Origin of the sequence: Pseudoalteromonas sp. Of7M-16 (genome assembly GCF_022347805.1) — a bacterium.
Lineage (GTDB): Bacteria > Pseudomonadota > Gammaproteobacteria > Enterobacterales > Alteromonadaceae > Pseudoalteromonas > Pseudoalteromonas luteoviolacea_F.
In genome coordinates this window covers 129,291-146,278 of the sequence record NZ_JAKRFY010000017.1, presented here as the reverse complement: position 1 = coordinate 146,278, position 16,988 = coordinate 129,291, and the positions used below count along the sequence as shown (strand labels likewise).

General features: G+C 43.4%; 15 protein-coding genes. 10 read left to right on the top strand and 5 right to left on the bottom strand.

Annotation, left to right across the window (positions count from 1 at the left end):
• Positions 1-637: 637 nt before the first annotated feature.
• Entirely contained in the window at positions 638-850 is a 213-nt protein-coding gene (locus tag MHN81_RS17625) for a hypothetical protein (protein ID WP_239426321.1), read from the bottom strand.
• Between the two features lie 67 nt (positions 851-917).
• Positions 918-1,049, bottom strand: coding sequence for a hypothetical protein (locus MHN81_RS28140; RefSeq protein ID WP_275447024.1), 132 nt, complete (start codon positions 1,047-1,049; stop codon positions 918-920).
• A 232-nt stretch (positions 1,050-1,281) separates the two neighbouring features.
• Between MHN81_RS28140 and MHN81_RS17620 the strand changes: the two genes are divergently transcribed.
• The 10 genes from MHN81_RS17620 to MHN81_RS17575 all read left to right on the top strand — a co-directional run bounded on the left by MHN81_RS17620 (position 1,282) and on the right by MHN81_RS17575 (position 13,954).
• Complete coding sequence (locus tag MHN81_RS17620; protein WP_023398490.1) at positions 1,282-1,971, top strand: DNA-3-methyladenine glycosylase I; 690 nt, start codon at positions 1,282-1,284, stop codon at positions 1,969-1,971.
• 3 nt (positions 1,972-1,974) lie between these two features.
• Positions 1,975-3,405, top strand: a complete 1,431-nt coding sequence (locus MHN81_RS17615; RefSeq protein WP_239426320.1) for a YdiU family protein — start codon at positions 1,975-1,977, stop codon at positions 3,403-3,405.
• Positions 3,406-5,208, top strand: a complete 1,803-nt coding sequence (locus MHN81_RS17610) for an ABC transporter ATP-binding protein (RefSeq protein ID WP_231105418.1) — start codon at positions 3,406-3,408, stop codon at positions 5,206-5,208. It begins immediately after the preceding gene.
• 118 nt (positions 5,209-5,326) lie between these two features.
• Positions 5,327-6,385, top strand: a complete 1,059-nt coding sequence (locus MHN81_RS17605) for an OmpA family protein (RefSeq protein ID WP_239426319.1) — start codon at positions 5,327-5,329, stop codon at positions 6,383-6,385.
• A 255-nt stretch (positions 6,386-6,640) separates the two neighbouring features.
• Positions 6,641-9,238: a bifunctional aconitate hydratase 2/2-methylisocitrate dehydratase gene (acnB, locus tag MHN81_RS17600; RefSeq protein WP_239426325.1), complete on the top strand. Its 2,598-nt coding sequence runs from the start codon at positions 6,641-6,643 to the stop codon at positions 9,236-9,238.
• A gap of 234 nt (positions 9,239-9,472) precedes the next feature.
• Positions 9,473-10,417 carry a hypothetical protein gene (locus tag MHN81_RS17595; protein WP_023398485.1) on the top strand — a complete coding sequence of 315 codons (945 nt, stop codon included), beginning with the start codon at positions 9,473-9,475 and terminating at the stop codon, positions 10,415-10,417.
• Positions 10,417-11,394: a hypothetical protein gene (locus MHN81_RS17590; RefSeq protein WP_036975559.1), complete on the top strand. Its 978-nt coding sequence runs from the start codon at positions 10,417-10,419 to the stop codon at positions 11,392-11,394. Before MHN81_RS17595 ends, MHN81_RS17590 begins: the two co-directional genes overlap by 1 nt.
• A gap of 287 nt (positions 11,395-11,681) precedes the next feature.
• A complete protein-coding gene (locus MHN81_RS17585; RefSeq protein ID WP_023398483.1) occupies positions 11,682-12,314 on the top strand; it encodes a 2OG-Fe dioxygenase family protein in 633 nt (210 codons plus the stop codon).
• A gap of 10 nt (positions 12,315-12,324) precedes the next feature.
• Complete coding sequence (locus MHN81_RS17580; RefSeq protein ID WP_023398482.1) at positions 12,325-13,560, top strand: cysteine desulfurase-like protein; 1,236 nt, start codon at positions 12,325-12,327, stop codon at positions 13,558-13,560.
• Positions 13,561-13,783: 223 nt separating this feature from the next.
• Positions 13,784-13,954, top strand: coding sequence for a hypothetical protein (locus MHN81_RS17575; protein WP_023398481.1), 171 nt, complete (start codon positions 13,784-13,786; stop codon positions 13,952-13,954).
• A gap of 52 nt (positions 13,955-14,006) precedes the next feature.
• Here the strand turns inward: MHN81_RS17575 and MHN81_RS17570 are convergent, their stop codons facing one another.
• Genes MHN81_RS17570 through glnL form a run of 3 tightly spaced genes read right to left on the bottom strand, consistent with a single transcriptional unit; the run spans position 14,007 to position 16,962 of the window.
• A complete protein-coding gene (locus tag MHN81_RS17570) occupies positions 14,007-14,465 on the bottom strand; it encodes a cyclic nucleotide-binding domain-containing protein (protein ID WP_023398480.1) in 459 nt (152 codons plus the stop codon).
• 14 nt (positions 14,466-14,479) lie between these two features.
• On the bottom strand, positions 14,480-15,886 hold the full coding sequence (gene ntrC / locus MHN81_RS17565) for a nitrogen regulation protein NR(I) (RefSeq protein WP_023398479.1): 1,407 nt from the start codon (positions 15,884-15,886) through the stop codon (positions 14,480-14,482).
• The gene (glnL, locus tag MHN81_RS17560) at positions 15,886-16,962 is read right to left on the bottom strand and encodes a nitrogen regulation protein NR(II) (RefSeq protein ID WP_023398478.1); all 1,077 of its coding nucleotides are present in this window, start codon (positions 16,960-16,962) and stop codon (positions 15,886-15,888) included. The genes ntrC and glnL overlap by 1 nt, the downstream gene beginning before the upstream one ends.
• Positions 16,963-16,988 lie beyond the last annotated feature (26 nt).

Below are 16,988 nucleotides of genomic sequence, written 5' to 3'. Positions count from 1 at the left end.
CCATGTGAAAGTAGGACATTGCCAAGCGCCAAATAACAGAAAGCCCGATTCGAAAGAGTCGGGCTTTTTTGCGTTTAAGTCCCTCGGCAACGTTTAAAACGGCTCATTTCACCTTGCGCAAAAAGAGCGCTCTCACTGCGTTCGCTGTCGCTAACCTTTTGCACTATAGCGCCGATGATAGTGTGTGGGGCGGACGGCGAGTCTTTCCCATGTGAAAGTAGGACATTCTACTGCGTAGCGCACCAAGGGCCCAATTAAAGGTCGATTAATCGAATATTGCCGAGGTCATGCACATTGATAAAGAGACGAATTAGCGCCAGGTGAAGGGAGTAACCTTCACCGCCGACAAGATAAGCTTAAGATTTCCTCGGCAACAGCTAAACTAGCTTATTTCACCTTGCGCAAAGTAAACGTATTCGCTTTGCTCATTGTCATTAATACTTTGCACGATATTCACCTTGCGCGAAAAGAAGCGTACTCACTGCGTTCGCTGTCGGTAACCTTTTGCACGATAGACCCTGAATCAAGTTCAGGGTGACGAGGAGGGTGAGCACAGCCGCGTTGTTTAATACCGTCATCCTGAACTCGCTTCAGGATCCATGTATTCGATACGATTTAGGTGTTAGAGGTGGCAGCCTTAGCAACTGTTAAAACAGCTCATTTCACCTTGCGCAAACTGAACGTACTCGCTTCGCTCGCAGACGTTATATTTTGCACGATATTCACCTTGCGCGAAAGAACTGTGCTTACTGCGTTCGCTGTCGGTAACCTTTTGCACTTTAGACCCTGAATCAAGTTCAGGGTGACGAGAAGGGTGGATTATAGAGGTGGCAGTCTTAGCAACTATCAAAACAGCTCACTTCACCTTGCGCAAACTGAACGCACTCGCTTCGCTCGCAGACGTTACATTTTGCACGTTATTCACTTTGCGCAAAAGAAGCGTGCTCACTGCGTTCGCTGTCGGCAACCTTTTGCACGATAGACCCTGAATCAAGTTCAGGGTGACTAGAAGGGTGGATTGTAGAGGTGGTTGCTTTAGCAACTATCAAAATAGCTCACCTCACCTCATTCAAAGCAAACGCATTCACTGCGCTCATGCCGCCAACCTTTTACACCAATTTAGTGTGAGGAAACCACTTTACTTCATTTGTAGCTATGGGGCTGCCCTGTTATTGGTCAGCTGCGAATAAATACCCTTATATCTTTAGTGTGTTTAGTAGGCACAATATGTGAGACTATTATTAATATTGAGATTTGGATTAATGTGATATAGGGGCGCCATTGACTCAATTTAATGAAATTTATGACAGAGCATGCGAAAGAAAAGGTGGCGAAGCGAATATACATACTTTGTTGAATGAGCCACATTCGTGTAATGCACTTAGCCTGCGCACTGACGATGAATGGTTAGAAGAATTCACACGTAAAATTTTTCAATCTGGATTTTATTGGTCAGTTGTAAATGCTAAATGGGATGGGTTTAGAGAAGTCTTTTGGAATTTTTCAATTGATAAACTGCTTTACATGTCGCCAGAGATGTACGAACAGCGTGCACAAGATGAGCGTATTATTCGCAACTATAAAAAAGTACAAAGTATCGCTATCAACTGCCATATGATTTATGAATTACAACAAGAGCACGGATCATTTTCAACTCTAGTAGCAAACTGGCCAAGTAGCGATATTATTAATTTGTGGCTATTACTTAGAAAAAGAGGTAACCGCTTAGGTGGTAACACTGGACCATTTGCATTACGAGCACTGGGCAAGGATACCTTTTTACTTACCAAAGATGTTGAGTCTTACTTGCGTGCCAATCACATAATTGATGGAGGCTTACAGTCGCTTAAATCATTGAAAGCTGCACAGCAGCATTTTAATGAGCTTCAACAATCGAGCGGTCTATCAATGACTGCACTTAGCCAGCTTATCGCCTTCAGTGTCGGCGATAATATAATACAGAGTAGTTAAGTTATGTTTTATTCACGATACGCTCCAATAGGTGAACAATTTGCAGTACCTGCGAAACCTAACGATTTTAGCAATGCCAAAGTTATATTATTCAATACCGAGCTGGATACTCAGTTGGGGTTGAATTGGGACTTAGACACTGCACGGTCCTATTTGTCAGGTAACCGACCTTTACCGGGAGCACAAAGTGTTTGTTTAGCTTACTCTGGACACCAGTTTGGTCAATTTAATCCAACTTTGGGTGACGGTAGAGCGCATTTAATTGGTTCGCTTATAACAAATGGTAATGAGGTTTTTGATATTCAACTCAAAGGCTCAGGTGCGACAGTATTTTCGAGAGGCGGTGATGGGTTATGTGCGCTTGGCCCCGCTATTCGGGAATTTGTAATGAGCAAAGCTTTGTCGAGTTTAGGCGTACCTTCTACACAATGTTTGGCGGTATTGTCGACTGGAGACTCAGTGTATCGGCAAGGCGAATTGCCAGGCGCTGTTGTAGCGCGCGTTGCACACAGTCATATTCGAGTTGGATCCTTTCAGTATTTGGCAATGCAGCAAGACTCACAGGCGATGTTAAAATTGTTAGAGTTGACAATGAAAGACGTTGGCTTACAGAGTAATGAAATTACAGAAGAAGATATCTTTTCCTTCTTTGAGTTTGTATGTGATGCTCAATGTGATTTGATGCTGAAATGGTTACAAGTTGGTTTTATTCATGGTGTGATGAATACTGATAACACTCTGATCAATGGAGAAACCATCGATTATGGCCCCTGTGCAATGATAGAGTCATTTTCGTTTAACCGTGTCTTTAGTTCTATAGATCGGCAGGGGCGATATGCATTTGGCCAACAGCCAAATATGGCGAGTTGGAATTGTGGTCGATTGGCGGAGTCTCTATTGTTGCTTGTTGAAGATGAACAAGTGGCAATAGATCGCTTTTCAAAAATATTAGTCGGGTTTTCGGAGCGTTTTAATCAAGGTTATACGCAACTTTGGCGTAATAAACTGGGAATACTTGACGAACAGCCTGGTGATCAAGAGTTAGTGACTGAGTTATTGGAAATCATGACTCGTAATGAACTCGATTTTACGAACACCTTTGCCTCACTGACTGCGATAAAGATCAATCGCCAGCAGGCTCAGTACCCAGCTCCCCACGAATTGGACGAGTGGGTAAAAAAATGGCAATTACGCATTCAAGATCATGAGTCAAGCGAGATCGCGGCAGTCATGCAGCGCCATAATCCGGCGATTATTCCTCGTAATGATTTAATGGAGGAAGTGATTCGTGACTTCTATCAATATGGTAACAGCGACGTTTTAGATAGTTGGTTGGCAGCTTTAAGTGCGCCGTACAACTATGATAATTACCCTGAAAAGTGGCTGTTATCTCAAACCAATACCAAGAGCTATCAAACTTTTTGTGGTACTTAAATGCCGAGTAAAAATATGACAGGTCCGTTGACGTGGAAAGAGATCCAAAGACAAGTGTTGAGGCATAAAAAGCCATTAATTTATGCACATTTGATTGCGTTGATGGCTGCTTTGGTGAGTGTGCCCATTCCACTTATGATGCCTTTATTGGTTGACGAAGTATTGCTTGAAAAACCAGGTGTGGCTGTTGAGTTTATGGATGGGTTATTACCGTCTGATTGGCAAGGGCCGACAGGGTATATCCTGTCGATTTTATTTGTTGTCATGTTGATGCGCGTTGGGGCGTTATTGCTTGGCGTTGCTCAATCTCGTCAGTTTACAATTATCGGTAAAGATGTGTCGCTGAATATTCGTCAACGCTTACTTTCTCACCTATCCAAAGTGCAATTAAAGGAGTTTGAAACACAGGGGGGCGCTGCAATCAGTTCTCGATGTGTCACAGATATTGAGACGTTAGATGGGTTTATCAGCCAGACAATGTCGCGCTTTCTCATTGGTTTACTAACCATAGTGGGAACAGCCATCGTATTATTGTGGATTGATTTTACATTAGGTTTGATTATTCTGACCTTAAACCCTGCAGTTATTTATTTTTCACGCCAGTTTGGTAAACAGGTAAAACACTTAACTAAAGAAAAGAACAACGCATTTGAAGCTTTTCAGACTGCATTGGTCGAAACGTTGGACGCTATTGCCCAATTAAAGGCAATGAGGCGCGAGCATGGCTATTTTGACAATGTACTAAATGCAGCGAAAGAGCTCAGGTATCACTCCGTGCAATCACAATGGAAAACAGATGCTGTTAATCGCTTGAGCTTCACGGTGTTTTTGCTTGGATTTGAAGTTTTTCGTGCCATTGCCATGCTCATGGTGGTGTTTTCTGGTCTATCAGTTGGTCAGATTTTTGCCGTATTTGGCTACCTTTGGTTTATGATGGGGCCTGTTCAAGAAATCTTGAGCATTCAATACTCATATTACAGTGCATCAGCGGCATTACAAAGACTGAATCAAGTACTCGATTTTGAAACCGAGTCATCTACTGAACATCGAACTGAAAAAGCCCGCAAGGTATTCAATGCTGAAAAAATCGCCATTGAATTTAAGCATGTAAACTTTGAGTACAATGATGGACAACCGATACTTAATAACGTCAGTATGCATATTCCCAAAGGAAAGAAAGTAGCGCTGGTAGCTGTGTCTGGAGGAGGTAAGTCGACTTTAGTGCAGCTATTGCTTGGTCTGTACCAAAAATCTAGTGGCGACATCTTAATCAATGGTGTGGCGGTAGAGGATGTTGGCTATGACCAAGTCAGAGAGCATGCAGTAACTGTGTTACAACAGCCTATCTTATTTAATTCCACCATTCGTGAAAACTTGAGCTTAGGTAATTTATGTACTGATGAGCAGTTGTGGCATGCTCTAGAAATTGCTGAGTTGGCAGACAATGTCAGAACGATGGAAGGAAAGTTAGATGCCATTGTAGGGCGAAATGGCGTTAAACTGTCAGGCGGACAGAAACAACGTTTGGCTATTGCACGTATGGTTGCAGCAAACCCTAAAATGGTCATTTTAGACGAAGCAACTTCTGCACTTGACGTAGAAACCGAAGCGCGGATCCACAAAAACTTGAATCAATTTCTCAGTGGGCGTACAACTCTCATCATTGCCCACCGGTTAAGTGCTATCCGTCAAGCGGACATAATTTATGTTTTAGATGATGGCCGTGTGACGCAGTCGGGAGACCATCACTCATTGCTTGAAGAAGATGGTTTATACCAAGTTTTATTTGGTCATCAAGGCTAGGTTCAGCTACATTTCTTAATTAAAAATACTTATATAGTGTTAAGTAATTATTAAGACATCGACTACTATTATCAGGCTATCAAAATTAATCAGTCTAGATTTTAGAGGGAAAAAAGCGATGAAACTTAAAATGCTAAGTATTATTGTGGCAATGGCGACAGCATCTTCGTTACAAGCAAGCGAAGTAGAGGAAGGTGCTTATATTGGTGTGTTTGGTGACTATTACGACGCGAGTTGGGAAAATATTCGAGGGGTTGGGAATGGCGGTGTAGGCATTGACAACTCTACTGGTTGGGGCGCTGAGTTAGGTTACCGCTTTAACAAATATTGGAGTGCGCGTATAGAGTATGCCGACATGGACTTTGATTTGGAAGGCGCAGGTGTTGGTTCTCAAGATGGTGACCGACTCGGCATTGATGGTTTATACCATTTTAATGGCGGGCCATTTTATGCACTTGCGGGCTTGAAATCGATTGATATATTCGATAGTAATTTATTTGCCAATGCAGGGGTTGGCTATCGTCATCATTTCACTGACAACTTTGCAGCTAATTTTGAGACCGCTATTTATCAGGGGTTAGAGCGTGGCTATACCGATGTCGGCGCAAAACTTGGTATCAATTATATGTTTGGTAAAGCTTCGAGTAGCCCGGCTAAGGTTGAACCAGCCCCTCAGCCAGCTCCACAACCTGTTGTCGTCGACAAGCCAAAAGACAGTGATGGTGATGGTGTATGGGACCGTGACGATCGCTGTGCAAATACACCAATGAGTGATGCTGTAGATGCGATGGGCTGTAGCTTATATGAAGATAAAGAAGTGACAGTCAGCTTGTTAGTGCGCTTCCCGAACAATAATTCGCAAGTGTCTCAACAATACCTAGATGATATCACCGCGGTTGTAGAGTTTTTGCGCGCTCACCCAGAGACTACCGTTGTACTTGAGGGGCATACATCGAGTTTAGGGAAAGCAGACTACAATATGTGGTTATCTAAAAAACGTGCAGATGCGGTAGCGGCGCAATTGGTTGATGAAGGGATTGCCCAATCGCGGATCTCCACCATTGGCTATGGAGAAGAGCGTTTGTTAGATAGCAGTAACACACAAGAAGCGCACACTGCGAACCGCCGTGTTGAAGCAAAGGTTATTTCTGTAGAAAGAGTGAAAGTTAAGAGATAGCCCTTACAAGTCAGCTGGGCGACATCTTGTTGTCCGGCTATCACGCTATGTTATTGAATAGTCGTGACTTCAATTTATGTGTTAAGCCTAAGCGCATTCATTCAATTAATACTCATTATTCCTTCCGACTACAACTTGCAAGATTTTCATCTTTGTCTTAAGCCCTTATAATCAAATAGCTAGATTAAAAGATAAGCAGTTATATACAAAAATACTAAAATGCTTATTAAAACACGTCACCAAGAGGATAAAACCGTGCTTCAAGAGTATCGAAATCATGTTGAAGAGCGTGCGGAAAATGGAATCGTCCCTAAACCATTAGATGCCCAGCAAACCGCAGACTTAATTACCTTAATAAAAAGCCCCCCGGAAGGAGAAGAAGAGTTTATTTTAGACTTATTGGTCAATCGAGTTCCGCCTGGCGTTGATGATGCTGCCTATATAAAAGCGAGTTTTCTTGCTGCCATCGCCAAAGGTGAAACCTCATCACCCCTAATTTCAAAAGTGTATGCAGTAGAGCTATTAGGTACTATGCTAGGTGGTTACAATATAGCACCTATGGTAGAGCTGCTTGATGACAAACAACTAGCTCCCATTGCCGCCAAGGGGCTATCGCATACATTATTAATGTTTGATGCGTTTTATGACGTTGAAGAAAAAGCGCAACAGGGCAATCAATATGCACAGCAGGTGATAGAGTCTTGGGCAAAAGCTGAGTGGTTTACTGAAAAACCTGCTGTAGCAAAGAAAATTTCAGTTACTGTATTCAAAGTGACAGGTGAAACGAATACTGACGATCTCTCGCCTGCGCCGGACGCTTGGTCTCGTCCTGATATTCCATTGCATGCGCTGGCGATGCTAAAAATTGAACGCGACGGGATCGTACCTGAAAAACCAGGAGAGATAGGCCCGGTAGCACAACTCGAATCACTAAAAAGCCAAGGTTTACCACTGGCATACGTAGGTGATGTCGTAGGTACAGGTTCTTCTCGTAAATCAGCTACGAATTCGGTACTTTGGTTTATGGGTGAAGATATTCCCTTTGTGCCTAATAAACGTGTAGGTGGGATTTGTCTGGGTGGGAAAATAGCACCTATTTTTTTCAACACCATGGAAGACTCTGGTGCACTACCCATCGAGTTACCCGTCGATAAGCTAAATATGGGTGATCAAATCGACATTTATCCCTACGAAGGCCTAGTTAAACGCTATGGTACGGATGAAGTCATTTCTCAATTTACGCTTAAATCAGAAGTGATTTTAGATGAAGTTCAGGCAGGAGGGCGTATTCCGCTGATCATTGGCCGAGGTTTGACAGATAAAGCTAGGGCTTCTCTGGGCCTAGAGCAAGAGCGTATTTTCAAAAAGCCTGCTCAAGCAGGCGAAACGGGAAAAGGATATACACTGGCACAAAAAATGGTGGGTAAAGCATGTGGTGTTGACGGCGTAAGACCCGGGCAATACTGTGAACCTGTGATGACTACTGTCGGTTCCCAAGATACTACAGGCCCAATGACACGTGATGAGTTGAAAGACCTAGCATGCCTTGGCTTTTCAGCTGATCTCACGATGCAGTCTTTTTGCCATACTTCCGCCTACCCTAAACCTATTGATGTGAATACGCACCATACGCTACCTGATTTTATGATGAATCGTGGGGGTGTCTCTCTTCGCCCTGGTGATGGTGTTATCCACTCATGGATCAATCGTATGTTGTTGCCTGATACGGTTGGAACCGGCGGTGATTCCCATACACGTTTTCCTTTAGGGATTTCATTCCCGGCCGGTTCCGGCGCAGTTGCATTTGCAGCTGCGACAGGGGTTATGCCGCTGGATATGCCAGAGTCTATTTTGGTGCGTTTTAAAGGAGATATGCAAGTTGGGATCACATTGCGAGACCTTGTTCATGCCATTCCATATTACGCGATTCAACAAGGCTTATTGACGGTAGAGAAAAAAGGCAAAGTCAATGAGTTTTCAGGACGGATCCTTGAAATTGAAGGGGTTGAACATTTAACCGTTGAGCAAGCGTTTGAATTATCTGATGCTTCAGCGGAACGCTCTGCTGCGGGATGTACTGTTAAGTTGTCACAAACATCAGTAGAAGAGTACCTTAATTCAAATATTGTCATGTTAAAATGGATGATATCTGAAGGTTATGGTGAGGTACGTACCATAGAACGCCGCATTGCAAAAATGCAGGCTTGGTTGGAGCGGCCCCATCTGATGGAAGCGGATACGGATGCTCAATACGCTCATGTATTGGAGATCGATTTAAACGAGATCAAAGAACCGATACTATGCGCTCCTAATGACCCTGATGATGCCCGATTATTATCAACAGTTCAAAACGAAGAAATTAACGAAGTATTCATCGGGTCGTGCATGACCAATATTGGACACTTCCGCGCAGCCGGCAAACTGCTTGATAATTTCACCGGCCAATTACCCACTAGAATGTGGATAGCACCACCGACCAAAATGGATAAAGATCAATTGACCGATGAAGGATACTACGGAATTTATGGTCGGGTTGGCGCGCGAATTGAAACTCCTGGATGCTCGCTATGTATGGGCAACCAAGCGAGAGTCGCAGATCGCGCAACGGTCGTATCCACGTCGACACGTAACTTTCCCAATCGTTTGGGAACAGGTGCGAACGTATTTTTGGCTTCGGCTGAACTGGCTGCTGTGGCAGCCATCATAGGCCGGTTGCCCTCGCCAGATGAGTATCAAGAGTTTGCCGCGAAGATTAATGCAACAGCGGCGGATACTTATCGGTATTTAAATTTCCACAAAATGTCGCACTATACCAAAAAAGCCGACAGCGTAATTATTCAACAAGCGGTGTAAAGGTTTAAAAAGCTCGCATTTGGCGAGCTTTTTTCATATATCAGGTCAATCAAAGCCTCACTGTGACTTGATGGTGTCTTGTCTATGTCCTTGACTATAAAGACGTCTGTACTAATGTTTATATCATCCACTGACATGCAATAGTCAGTATGAAACCGTTTCAATCGGCCTGTAAGCAAGGGGTTGTAATGTTGTGCCTTGTTATACAAGACAAGAACATTATCGGGGAAAACCATGAAATATACATTTGCCTTGCTGGGGATATTTAGCGGCTGCGTATCTGCAGCTCCACTACCTTCTTTCAGTGAAATTCGATTGGGGTTTGAGTCTATAGATTACAACGAATCACTTGCAGATGTTGCAGGGTTTGGCCAATTGTCTCAATCGATCTCAGTGTCTAACCCTGCAGTTAGACAGCTATCATATACAGGGATTGACGAACGTTGGGGGTTTTACATTGGCAGTGCAGCAACAATTTCGACAGAGATAGATCAAGAGACTTGGTCATTAAAAGACTTTGGTGCGATCCAGCAGAATGACTTTAAAGTAAAAGCCAACGAATTAGCGTTTACCGCAGCGTACAACTACCAACGTGCGCTTCAGTTGACGTTTGGGATGAAAATTTTTACTTCTAGCTTTACTCGTTCAAATTTTAAGTTCGTTAATCCGGGTGCCACACGATTCGACGACGCACTCAAAGCACTGCCGCGTGAAGACGGGGATCCTGTGCCTCGTTTTGATTTGCCTGGTCAAACCAAAGATGGGGATGACGTATTGCAAGACAACCCTGCTTCGTTAGTGCCTGTGATCTCTGTGACAGAAGATCAAATGGGAATTTTAGCCACAATAGGTGCGCGTTACGATAGTAAGCTGGTGCGTCCAGAAGATAAATTTAGTTGGTATATTGAAGGTGAGCTGAGCAGCCCAATGTACAGCCGAATTCAGAATACGCAATTTGAAACCACAACCTTGACGGATAACTTTAATGGATGGGGGATGATGGCAAGGACGGGAGTCAGATATCAGGTGGTTGAGCATGTTGCTGTGATGTTTGGGGTGGATGCTTATTACAAAGAGCGAGATACCGTAACAGAGGAAGTGAACGGCCGACGTTTGCGTGTCCCCGAAATAGAGTATACTAATGTCTCTCTGACCGCAGGATTACAATGGAGTTACTAATGCGAATGAAGTTTGGCTTAGTTTTTGGGGCTGTGCTTTTAAACATAACGGGGTGCAAAACACTTGATTCAGTGCAATCACTCGGAGGGTCTTCACCTTCTAATGAACAAGTACAAGCGGCATACAGTCGTGCTGAAACTGCTTATCAGGAAGCACAGCAGGCAATGTATTTGGCTAATACTGAGTCACTGATTGATTACGACCGAACACGAGTTCAACAAGCGCAAAAAGAATGGCAGGAACTTGAGAAAAACTTTGCTGATTTAAAAGCCAAGCCATTTGAAGCACTAGATAGTGCCTCGTTCTTTTCTTCTCAGACTGTCAGTGGTGAAATTATTGAACTCAGTCAAGAGGTATTGGCCCTAGTCGGTGGCGCACAGGCGGCAAAGAAATTGATCTTATCTGTCTTGGAGCCTGTTCGTTCTCACTTTGCTGTTCTAGATAAATTTGCGGCGCAAGAGCATTTTCCTGCTCGATACCGCAAGTTAAGTGAGGCCCATAAAAAGTATCGTGCGATGTTAGTCGATGGCAAGCAACCAGAAGTTGAAGCCGAGCTTGCTGACTTTAATGTACAGTTGACAGCATTAGAAGTAAGTGCTGTTGAGCTTTATTACTTAGGTGAAATCTTGTCACAATTGCGTGCTATATCGGCATCAACAAAGGCTAAGATATTGCCAAGCGTTGCATTAGATGCGAGTAATACTAGTGAATATGCCAAGGTGTATATTCGCAATAATGTCCGTGATTATGAGCAAATTGAAGAAAAGGTTCGTCTAGCTAAATTGCAGCTATTAAGAGTGGAAAGTCTTTACCAAGAGCATATCTCGCGCAAAGAGGCACTGAAGAGTAATCAAGTTGAGGCGCAGCTCCTTGAGTTGGAAAGTCACTTATTGGCCTTAACGGAAAAAGTCGGTTTAGGCGATTTACGTCACCTGAGCTTTGCCGAGCAGCTTGCTGCAGTCAAAGAAAAGCTTTAATTCCCAGATTGTTTGCTAAGGCATGGTACTCAGTTCATTTTTGATGGTACGGTACCATGCTTGTGTAAATATTCATGCACTGAGAACGATTGATTAAGCAAAAATGCCCATCGCCTTACAAGGCAATAGTTGCCAAATTTGAAATTATTGGCATATTAATCTAACAATTGTTTGTAGATGGCATATTTATCCTTGTCTTTTGATAAAAACAAGTTATTCAAAATCAAAATTTCCATCTAAATAGATTAAGATCTCTGCCAATTTTACATCTACAGGCAAGAGCAAGCATGACAGCAGTAAACAACCAGAATTTGCTTCAACTTCGTTTTATTCAACAGTCGCATATTGACTCGGTCAAACCCTTTTTTTCCCGCTTGCCGGACAATCCTTACGCTGATGGTGCATTTCGCAAACGCCGTTATTCGGTGGTGAAGTTTGCCGCAGGTAATGTCTCAATACAGCCAACAAAAGCCTTTGTTCAAGATGACTCAATCAATCATTTCCAAGGCAACGTTGAGCGTGTTTATGAGAATTTGGAGTCGGATTTATTACAAAGTGATGGGTTTAAACATCTATTGCAAGAATTTAAAGCGATGACAGGTGTTGCAGATGATGCCGATATTGAAGTACATCAATTTAGAATGTTGGCGATTGAAAGTGATACGCCTCCTGCACCAGAAGGTGTACACCAAGATGGCTTTGATCACGTGTGTGTATGCGGTGTTTCCCATGAAAATATTGCTGGTGGTGAGTTATTGGTCTACGAACACAAAGAAGCTGAGCCATGTTTTAAAATGGAAATAAAAGACGGTTTGTTTGCACTTGTGAATGATCGTGAAGTCTGGCACAACGCTACGCCAATGAATAAGCTAAATGCCGAAGAGGTTGGTTATTTAGATTGTTTCGTATTTACCGCATAAAGAGGTCTCTATGAATCTAATGCCAATTCGCCGCCAATTTCCAGCGCTGATGCAAGAAGTATCTGGCGTCGCTCCAATATTTTTAGATGGCCCTGGTGGCTCTCAAGTACCTCAGTCGGTGCTGAGTGCAATGTCAGCATACCTTGGTTATTTTAACTCAAACCTTGGTGGTGCTTTTTTCTCAAGTGATAAAACAGTTGAACTGATGGGTCGAGCTAGACACTCTGTCGCACAGTTGCTTAATGCTCCAAGCAGCGATCAGATCGTATTTGGTGCGAATATGACAAGCTTGACGTTTAGCTTTAGCCGAGCGATATCAAGGCAGTGGCAAGCTGGTGATGAAGTGATAGTCACCAATGCCGATCATTATTCAAATGTATCATCTTGGCGTCAGGCTGCAGAAGACAAAGGTGCACAGGTACACGCTGTGCGCATCGATGAATCAGACTGCACACTTGACCTAGAGCATTATGCATCTTTATTGAATGCCAATACCAAGCTGGTTGCGGTGACCTATGCATCAAATACCACAGGATCTATCAATGATATTAAGAAAATTGTTGAGATGGCCCATGAAGTGGGTGCTTTAGTATATGTAGATGCCGTGCATTTTGCACCACATGAGCTAATCGATGTGCAAGCTTTAGACTGCGACTTTTTAGCATGTTCTGCTTATAAATTCTTTGGCCCACATGTTGGTATCGTATACGGTAAGCGCGAGCATTTAGAAGGGTTCACACCTTACAAAGTAGAGCCTGCAAAAGATGTGATCCCAGGTCGTTGGGAAACTGGCACGCAAAGCTTTGAAGGGCTAGCGGGCGTAATAGCTGCGATTGAATATATTGCATCACTCAGTGAGTTACCTGACTCGAAGCCTTTAAGAGTAAGACTAGAGCAAGCATTTGCTAACTCCAAAGCACATGAAATGGCCCTGAGCCAACATTTCCTTACAAAACTAGCTGACTTTCCTCAGATCACCTTGTATGGGATCAATGACCTCTCTCGTTTAGGGCAGCGCACGCCAACGTTTGCATTGACGTTTGACGGAATTGAGCCACGTAAAGTATCAGAATTTCTTGGTCAGCATCATATCTGTGTTTGGGATGGTAATTTTTATGCTCAAGGTTTGTGTGAGCAACTTGGTGTGATGGACAAAGGCGGTGTAGTGCGTATTGGCTGTATGCATTACAACACCATTGAAGAATTAGACAGGTTGTTTGATTTGTTTAGTGAACTACTCAACTAATAAAAGGGTGCCTCGCACCCTTTTTTGTTTCAGAATGGACCGGATTAGGTGCTTGGTTTTTAAATAGGTTAACTCTTTACTATCTCACACAATTATTACGGCTTGTAATGAAATAATATCCAGATTGAAATCGTTGCTTTTAAGCTTTGTTGGTGGTTATTTATTAATCAGGATGCAAGCGCGTCCTGTGTGAAAAATATCAACATATAAAAAGGAAATAACGATGAAAATCGCACTTAATAAACGTTCGGTAAAACAGTTAACAAGTAACAATAAAAAGCTAAATGCAGAGCAAACGCCGCAAGTGGCTGGTGGTATGTATGCAAGTTCGCCACATGTACCAGGCTGCATTTCTTACAATGGCTGGACATGTAATTCAATGTACAATTGTTAGGCTGAAGGTGACTACAGAACAGGGTATGTTCTGTAGTTCAAAAACCGTTTACTTACAGTTTCTCTTCGATAAAGTGATTGAGTTTGTGAATACGCTCACTCATCCCCGCAATAATTTTGTCTTTTATTTTTTCTCGTATGACGGCAGGTAACTTAGTTAGAGCTTCAGAGGTGATGGCCAATACAATGGTATCTGAGATGGCTTGTGCGCTGGTACTTCGCTCGCGATTGGAGATAAATGCCCCTTCTCCGACGAACTCTCCCGGTCCGACGTGGCCTATATCAACGTGATCTTTTTCGGCAAAAATACGTAATTCACCATTTAAAATAATATAAAGTCGGTTATCTTGCTCAAAACGTTTAAATGCGTAGCGATCTTTACTAATTAGATATAAGTGACTGAATGATTCCAATAGCACTTGCCGCTCAGCCAGTGTGAACTCAGTAAAAAAATCCAAGCGATTAATAATTTCAAGTTGCTTTATGGTGGTGATATTTTCTAACAGTTTCATGCTCTGTCGACCTACTAGTCATTTTCTAGCATATTGCGCTCTTTCAGCTTTCTGGTCAATGTATTACGTCCCCAGCCTATCTTTAAGGCTGCATCTTGTTTATGGCCATGGCATGCAGCAAGTGCTGATTTAATGAGTCTTGTTTCAAGCTGTGCCTGTACTTGCGGCCAAATGTGATCTTCTCCTAGCTTTAGTTGTTGATCTAACCAAAGTTGAAATGCATCCAGCCAGTCTTGGTTTTGCTCAAGTGTCTCCGTGCCAGTTGGTTGCATCAGCTCTGGTGGCAAGTCTTGCGGCCCAACCATGTCACCGGGTGCCATAACGGTTAGCCAGCGACAGGTATTTTCTAGCTGTCTGACATTACCTGGCCAATGAAATGCGCACATTTGTGCCAGTGCTTTATCAGTGAGTACTTTACTAGGCACTTTAAGCTCTTTTGCACTTTTGGCGAGAAAATACTCTGCCAATTTTGCGATATCAACGCTTCTTTCTCTCAGCGGGGGAATACGCAATCTAACGACATTAAGGCGATGAAATAAATCTTCACGAAATTGACCTTCACTGACAAGCTTTTCTAAATCTTGGTGGGTCGCCGCGAGAATACGCACATCAACCTTAACGCTTTGATGACCACCTACGCGGTAAAACTCACCATCTGCCAATACTCGCAACAATCGCGTTTGCACATCTAATGGCATGTCACCTATTTCGTCTAAAAAGAGTGTGCCGCCATTTGCCTGTTCAAAGCGACCACGGCGGACACTGTCCGCACCGGTAAATGCTCCTTTCTCATGGCCAAAGAGTTCTGACTCCACTAAGTCTTTGGGAATAGCAGCCATGTTGAGCGCAATAAATGTTTTGTCTTTACGGGGGCTATGATTGTGCAATGCACCTGCTACCAGCTCTTTGCCGGTGCCAGATTCACCATTGATCAATACACTCATACTGGATGCAGACAATTTGCCTATGGCTCTAAACACCTCCTGCATAGCGGGGGCTTCGCCAATGATGTCAGGGCGATCGGTCAGTGTCTCTTGTGGTTTAGTCTTGGCGTTTTGTTGTGCCGCTCGGTAAGCTCTGTCAGCCAGTGATGTTGCTTCATCTAAGTCGAATGGTTTCGCTAAATATTCAAACGCGCCTTTTTGGAATGCATTGACGGCGGAGTCCAAATCAGAATGGGCGGTCATAATGATTACTGGTAGTGAAGGATACAGGCGGTTCACTTCTTCAAGCAACGCCATTCCATCGAGGCCAGGCATGCGCACGTCTGACATTAAGACAGCAGGCTGACCATATTCGAGGGCCGTTAAGACGTCTTGGCCATTGGCAAAGCTCTCCGTTGCAAAGCCTGCTCTAGATAAAGCCTTTTCCAATACAAATCGGATAGAAGCATCGTCATCAACTAACCACACACTTTTCATTATTTGCTCCCTAGCTCATTTTCAAAGGGTAAGTAGATACAAAACTCTGTATGTCCTGGCCAACTATCGCATTCGATAAAGCCGTTATGCTGCTCGACCAAGGTTTGCGCAATGGATAATCCAAGCCCTGATCCACCTTCTTTATTGGTAACCATGGGGTAAAAAAGCGTCGCTTTCAACGCTTCATCTATGCCAGGTCCGTTATCGGCAACTTTTATGAGCAACGCTTTTCTGAGGATTAATTTACCGCGCCTAACCCGGTGACAAATTCGGGTTGTAACACAGATCTCTCCTTTGCCTTGTAGCGCTTGCTGAGCGTTTCTCACTATATTCAGTACCACTTGCTGAATTTTTGATTCGTCCACACAAATATCCGGAATACTGGGGTCATAATCTTTGCGCAGCGTGAGTGCATGCTCGGTTTCCAATGCACTGAGCTTCAATATTGACTCAAGCACTTTATGAATATTACACAGTGTACGCTTTGGTAGCTCATTTGGTCCCAGTAGCCTGTCAACCAACTCCCTTAACCGATCTGCCTGTGCGATAATCAACTGTGCGCACTCATCTCGCTCTTGTTGTTCAACTTCATACTGCAATAATTGCGCCGCTCCGCGTATACCACCGAGTGGGTTTTTAATCTCGTGCGCTAATCCACGGATCAGATTGCGAGCTGCTTGATATTGGTGGTCCTGATTAAATGCTTTGTCAAAGCGTAGTTCTTCATCAATTCGACGGCATTCCAATTGAATGAAATTGCGATTGTTAATATGTAATTTGCGAGCGAACAAATTGATAGTGCTGGCTCTATTGTCAATGAATACAACGTCTACTTTATGTTGTTGGCAATCAATACCATCTTCAAGCACATAGCGCTTGAGCCGTTTTAGATCGATTAAATGGTGATGAAAGATGCTTTCAAAAGGCTGTTCGATGAGACGCTTTTGTCCTAGACCTAATAATTCGCTGGCGCTGTTATTGGCATAGTGAATCTTGAAGTCTTCGTCGAGTAAAATGACTGACGTTGATAAGTTTTGCCACAGTTCAGGCAATATCGATGAATTGAGGTGTTCCATTATGGGTCGCCTTGCACCAAGTTGGT

Excerpts from the sequence above, each read along its gene's own strand:
- MHN81_RS17580 (WP_023398482.1), top strand. The coding sequence starts at position 12,325 with ATGAATCTAATGCCAATTCGCCGCCAATTTCCAGCGCTGATGCAAGAA.
- MHN81_RS17595 (WP_023398485.1), top strand. The coding sequence starts at position 9,473 with ATGAAATATACATTTGCCTTGCTGGGGATATTTAGCGGCTGCGTATCT.
- MHN81_RS17610 (WP_231105418.1), top strand. The coding sequence starts at position 3,406 with ATGCCGAGTAAAAATATGACAGGTCCGTTGACGTGGAAAGAGATCCAA.
- MHN81_RS17615 (WP_239426320.1), top strand. The coding sequence starts at position 1,975 with ATGTTTTATTCACGATACGCTCCAATAGGTGAACAATTTGCAGTACCT.
- MHN81_RS17575 (WP_023398481.1), top strand. The coding sequence starts at position 13,784 with ATGAAAATCGCACTTAATAAACGTTCGGTAAAACAGTTAACAAGTAAC.
- MHN81_RS17605 (WP_239426319.1), top strand. The coding sequence starts at position 5,327 with ATGAAACTTAAAATGCTAAGTATTATTGTGGCAATGGCGACAGCATCT.
- MHN81_RS17570 (WP_023398480.1), bottom strand. The coding sequence starts at position 14,465 with ATGAAACTGTTAGAAAATATCACCACCATAAAGCAACTTGAAATTATT.
- MHN81_RS17590 (WP_036975559.1), top strand. The coding sequence starts at position 10,417 with ATGCGAATGAAGTTTGGCTTAGTTTTTGGGGCTGTGCTTTTAAACATA.
- glnL (WP_023398478.1), bottom strand. The coding sequence starts at position 16,962 with ATGGAACACCTCAATTCATCGATATTGCCTGAACTGTGGCAAAACTTA.
- MHN81_RS17585 (WP_023398483.1), top strand. The coding sequence starts at position 11,682 with ATGACAGCAGTAAACAACCAGAATTTGCTTCAACTTCGTTTTATTCAA.
- ntrC (WP_023398479.1), bottom strand. The coding sequence starts at position 15,886 with ATGAAAAGTGTGTGGTTAGTTGATGACGATGCTTCTATCCGATTTGTA.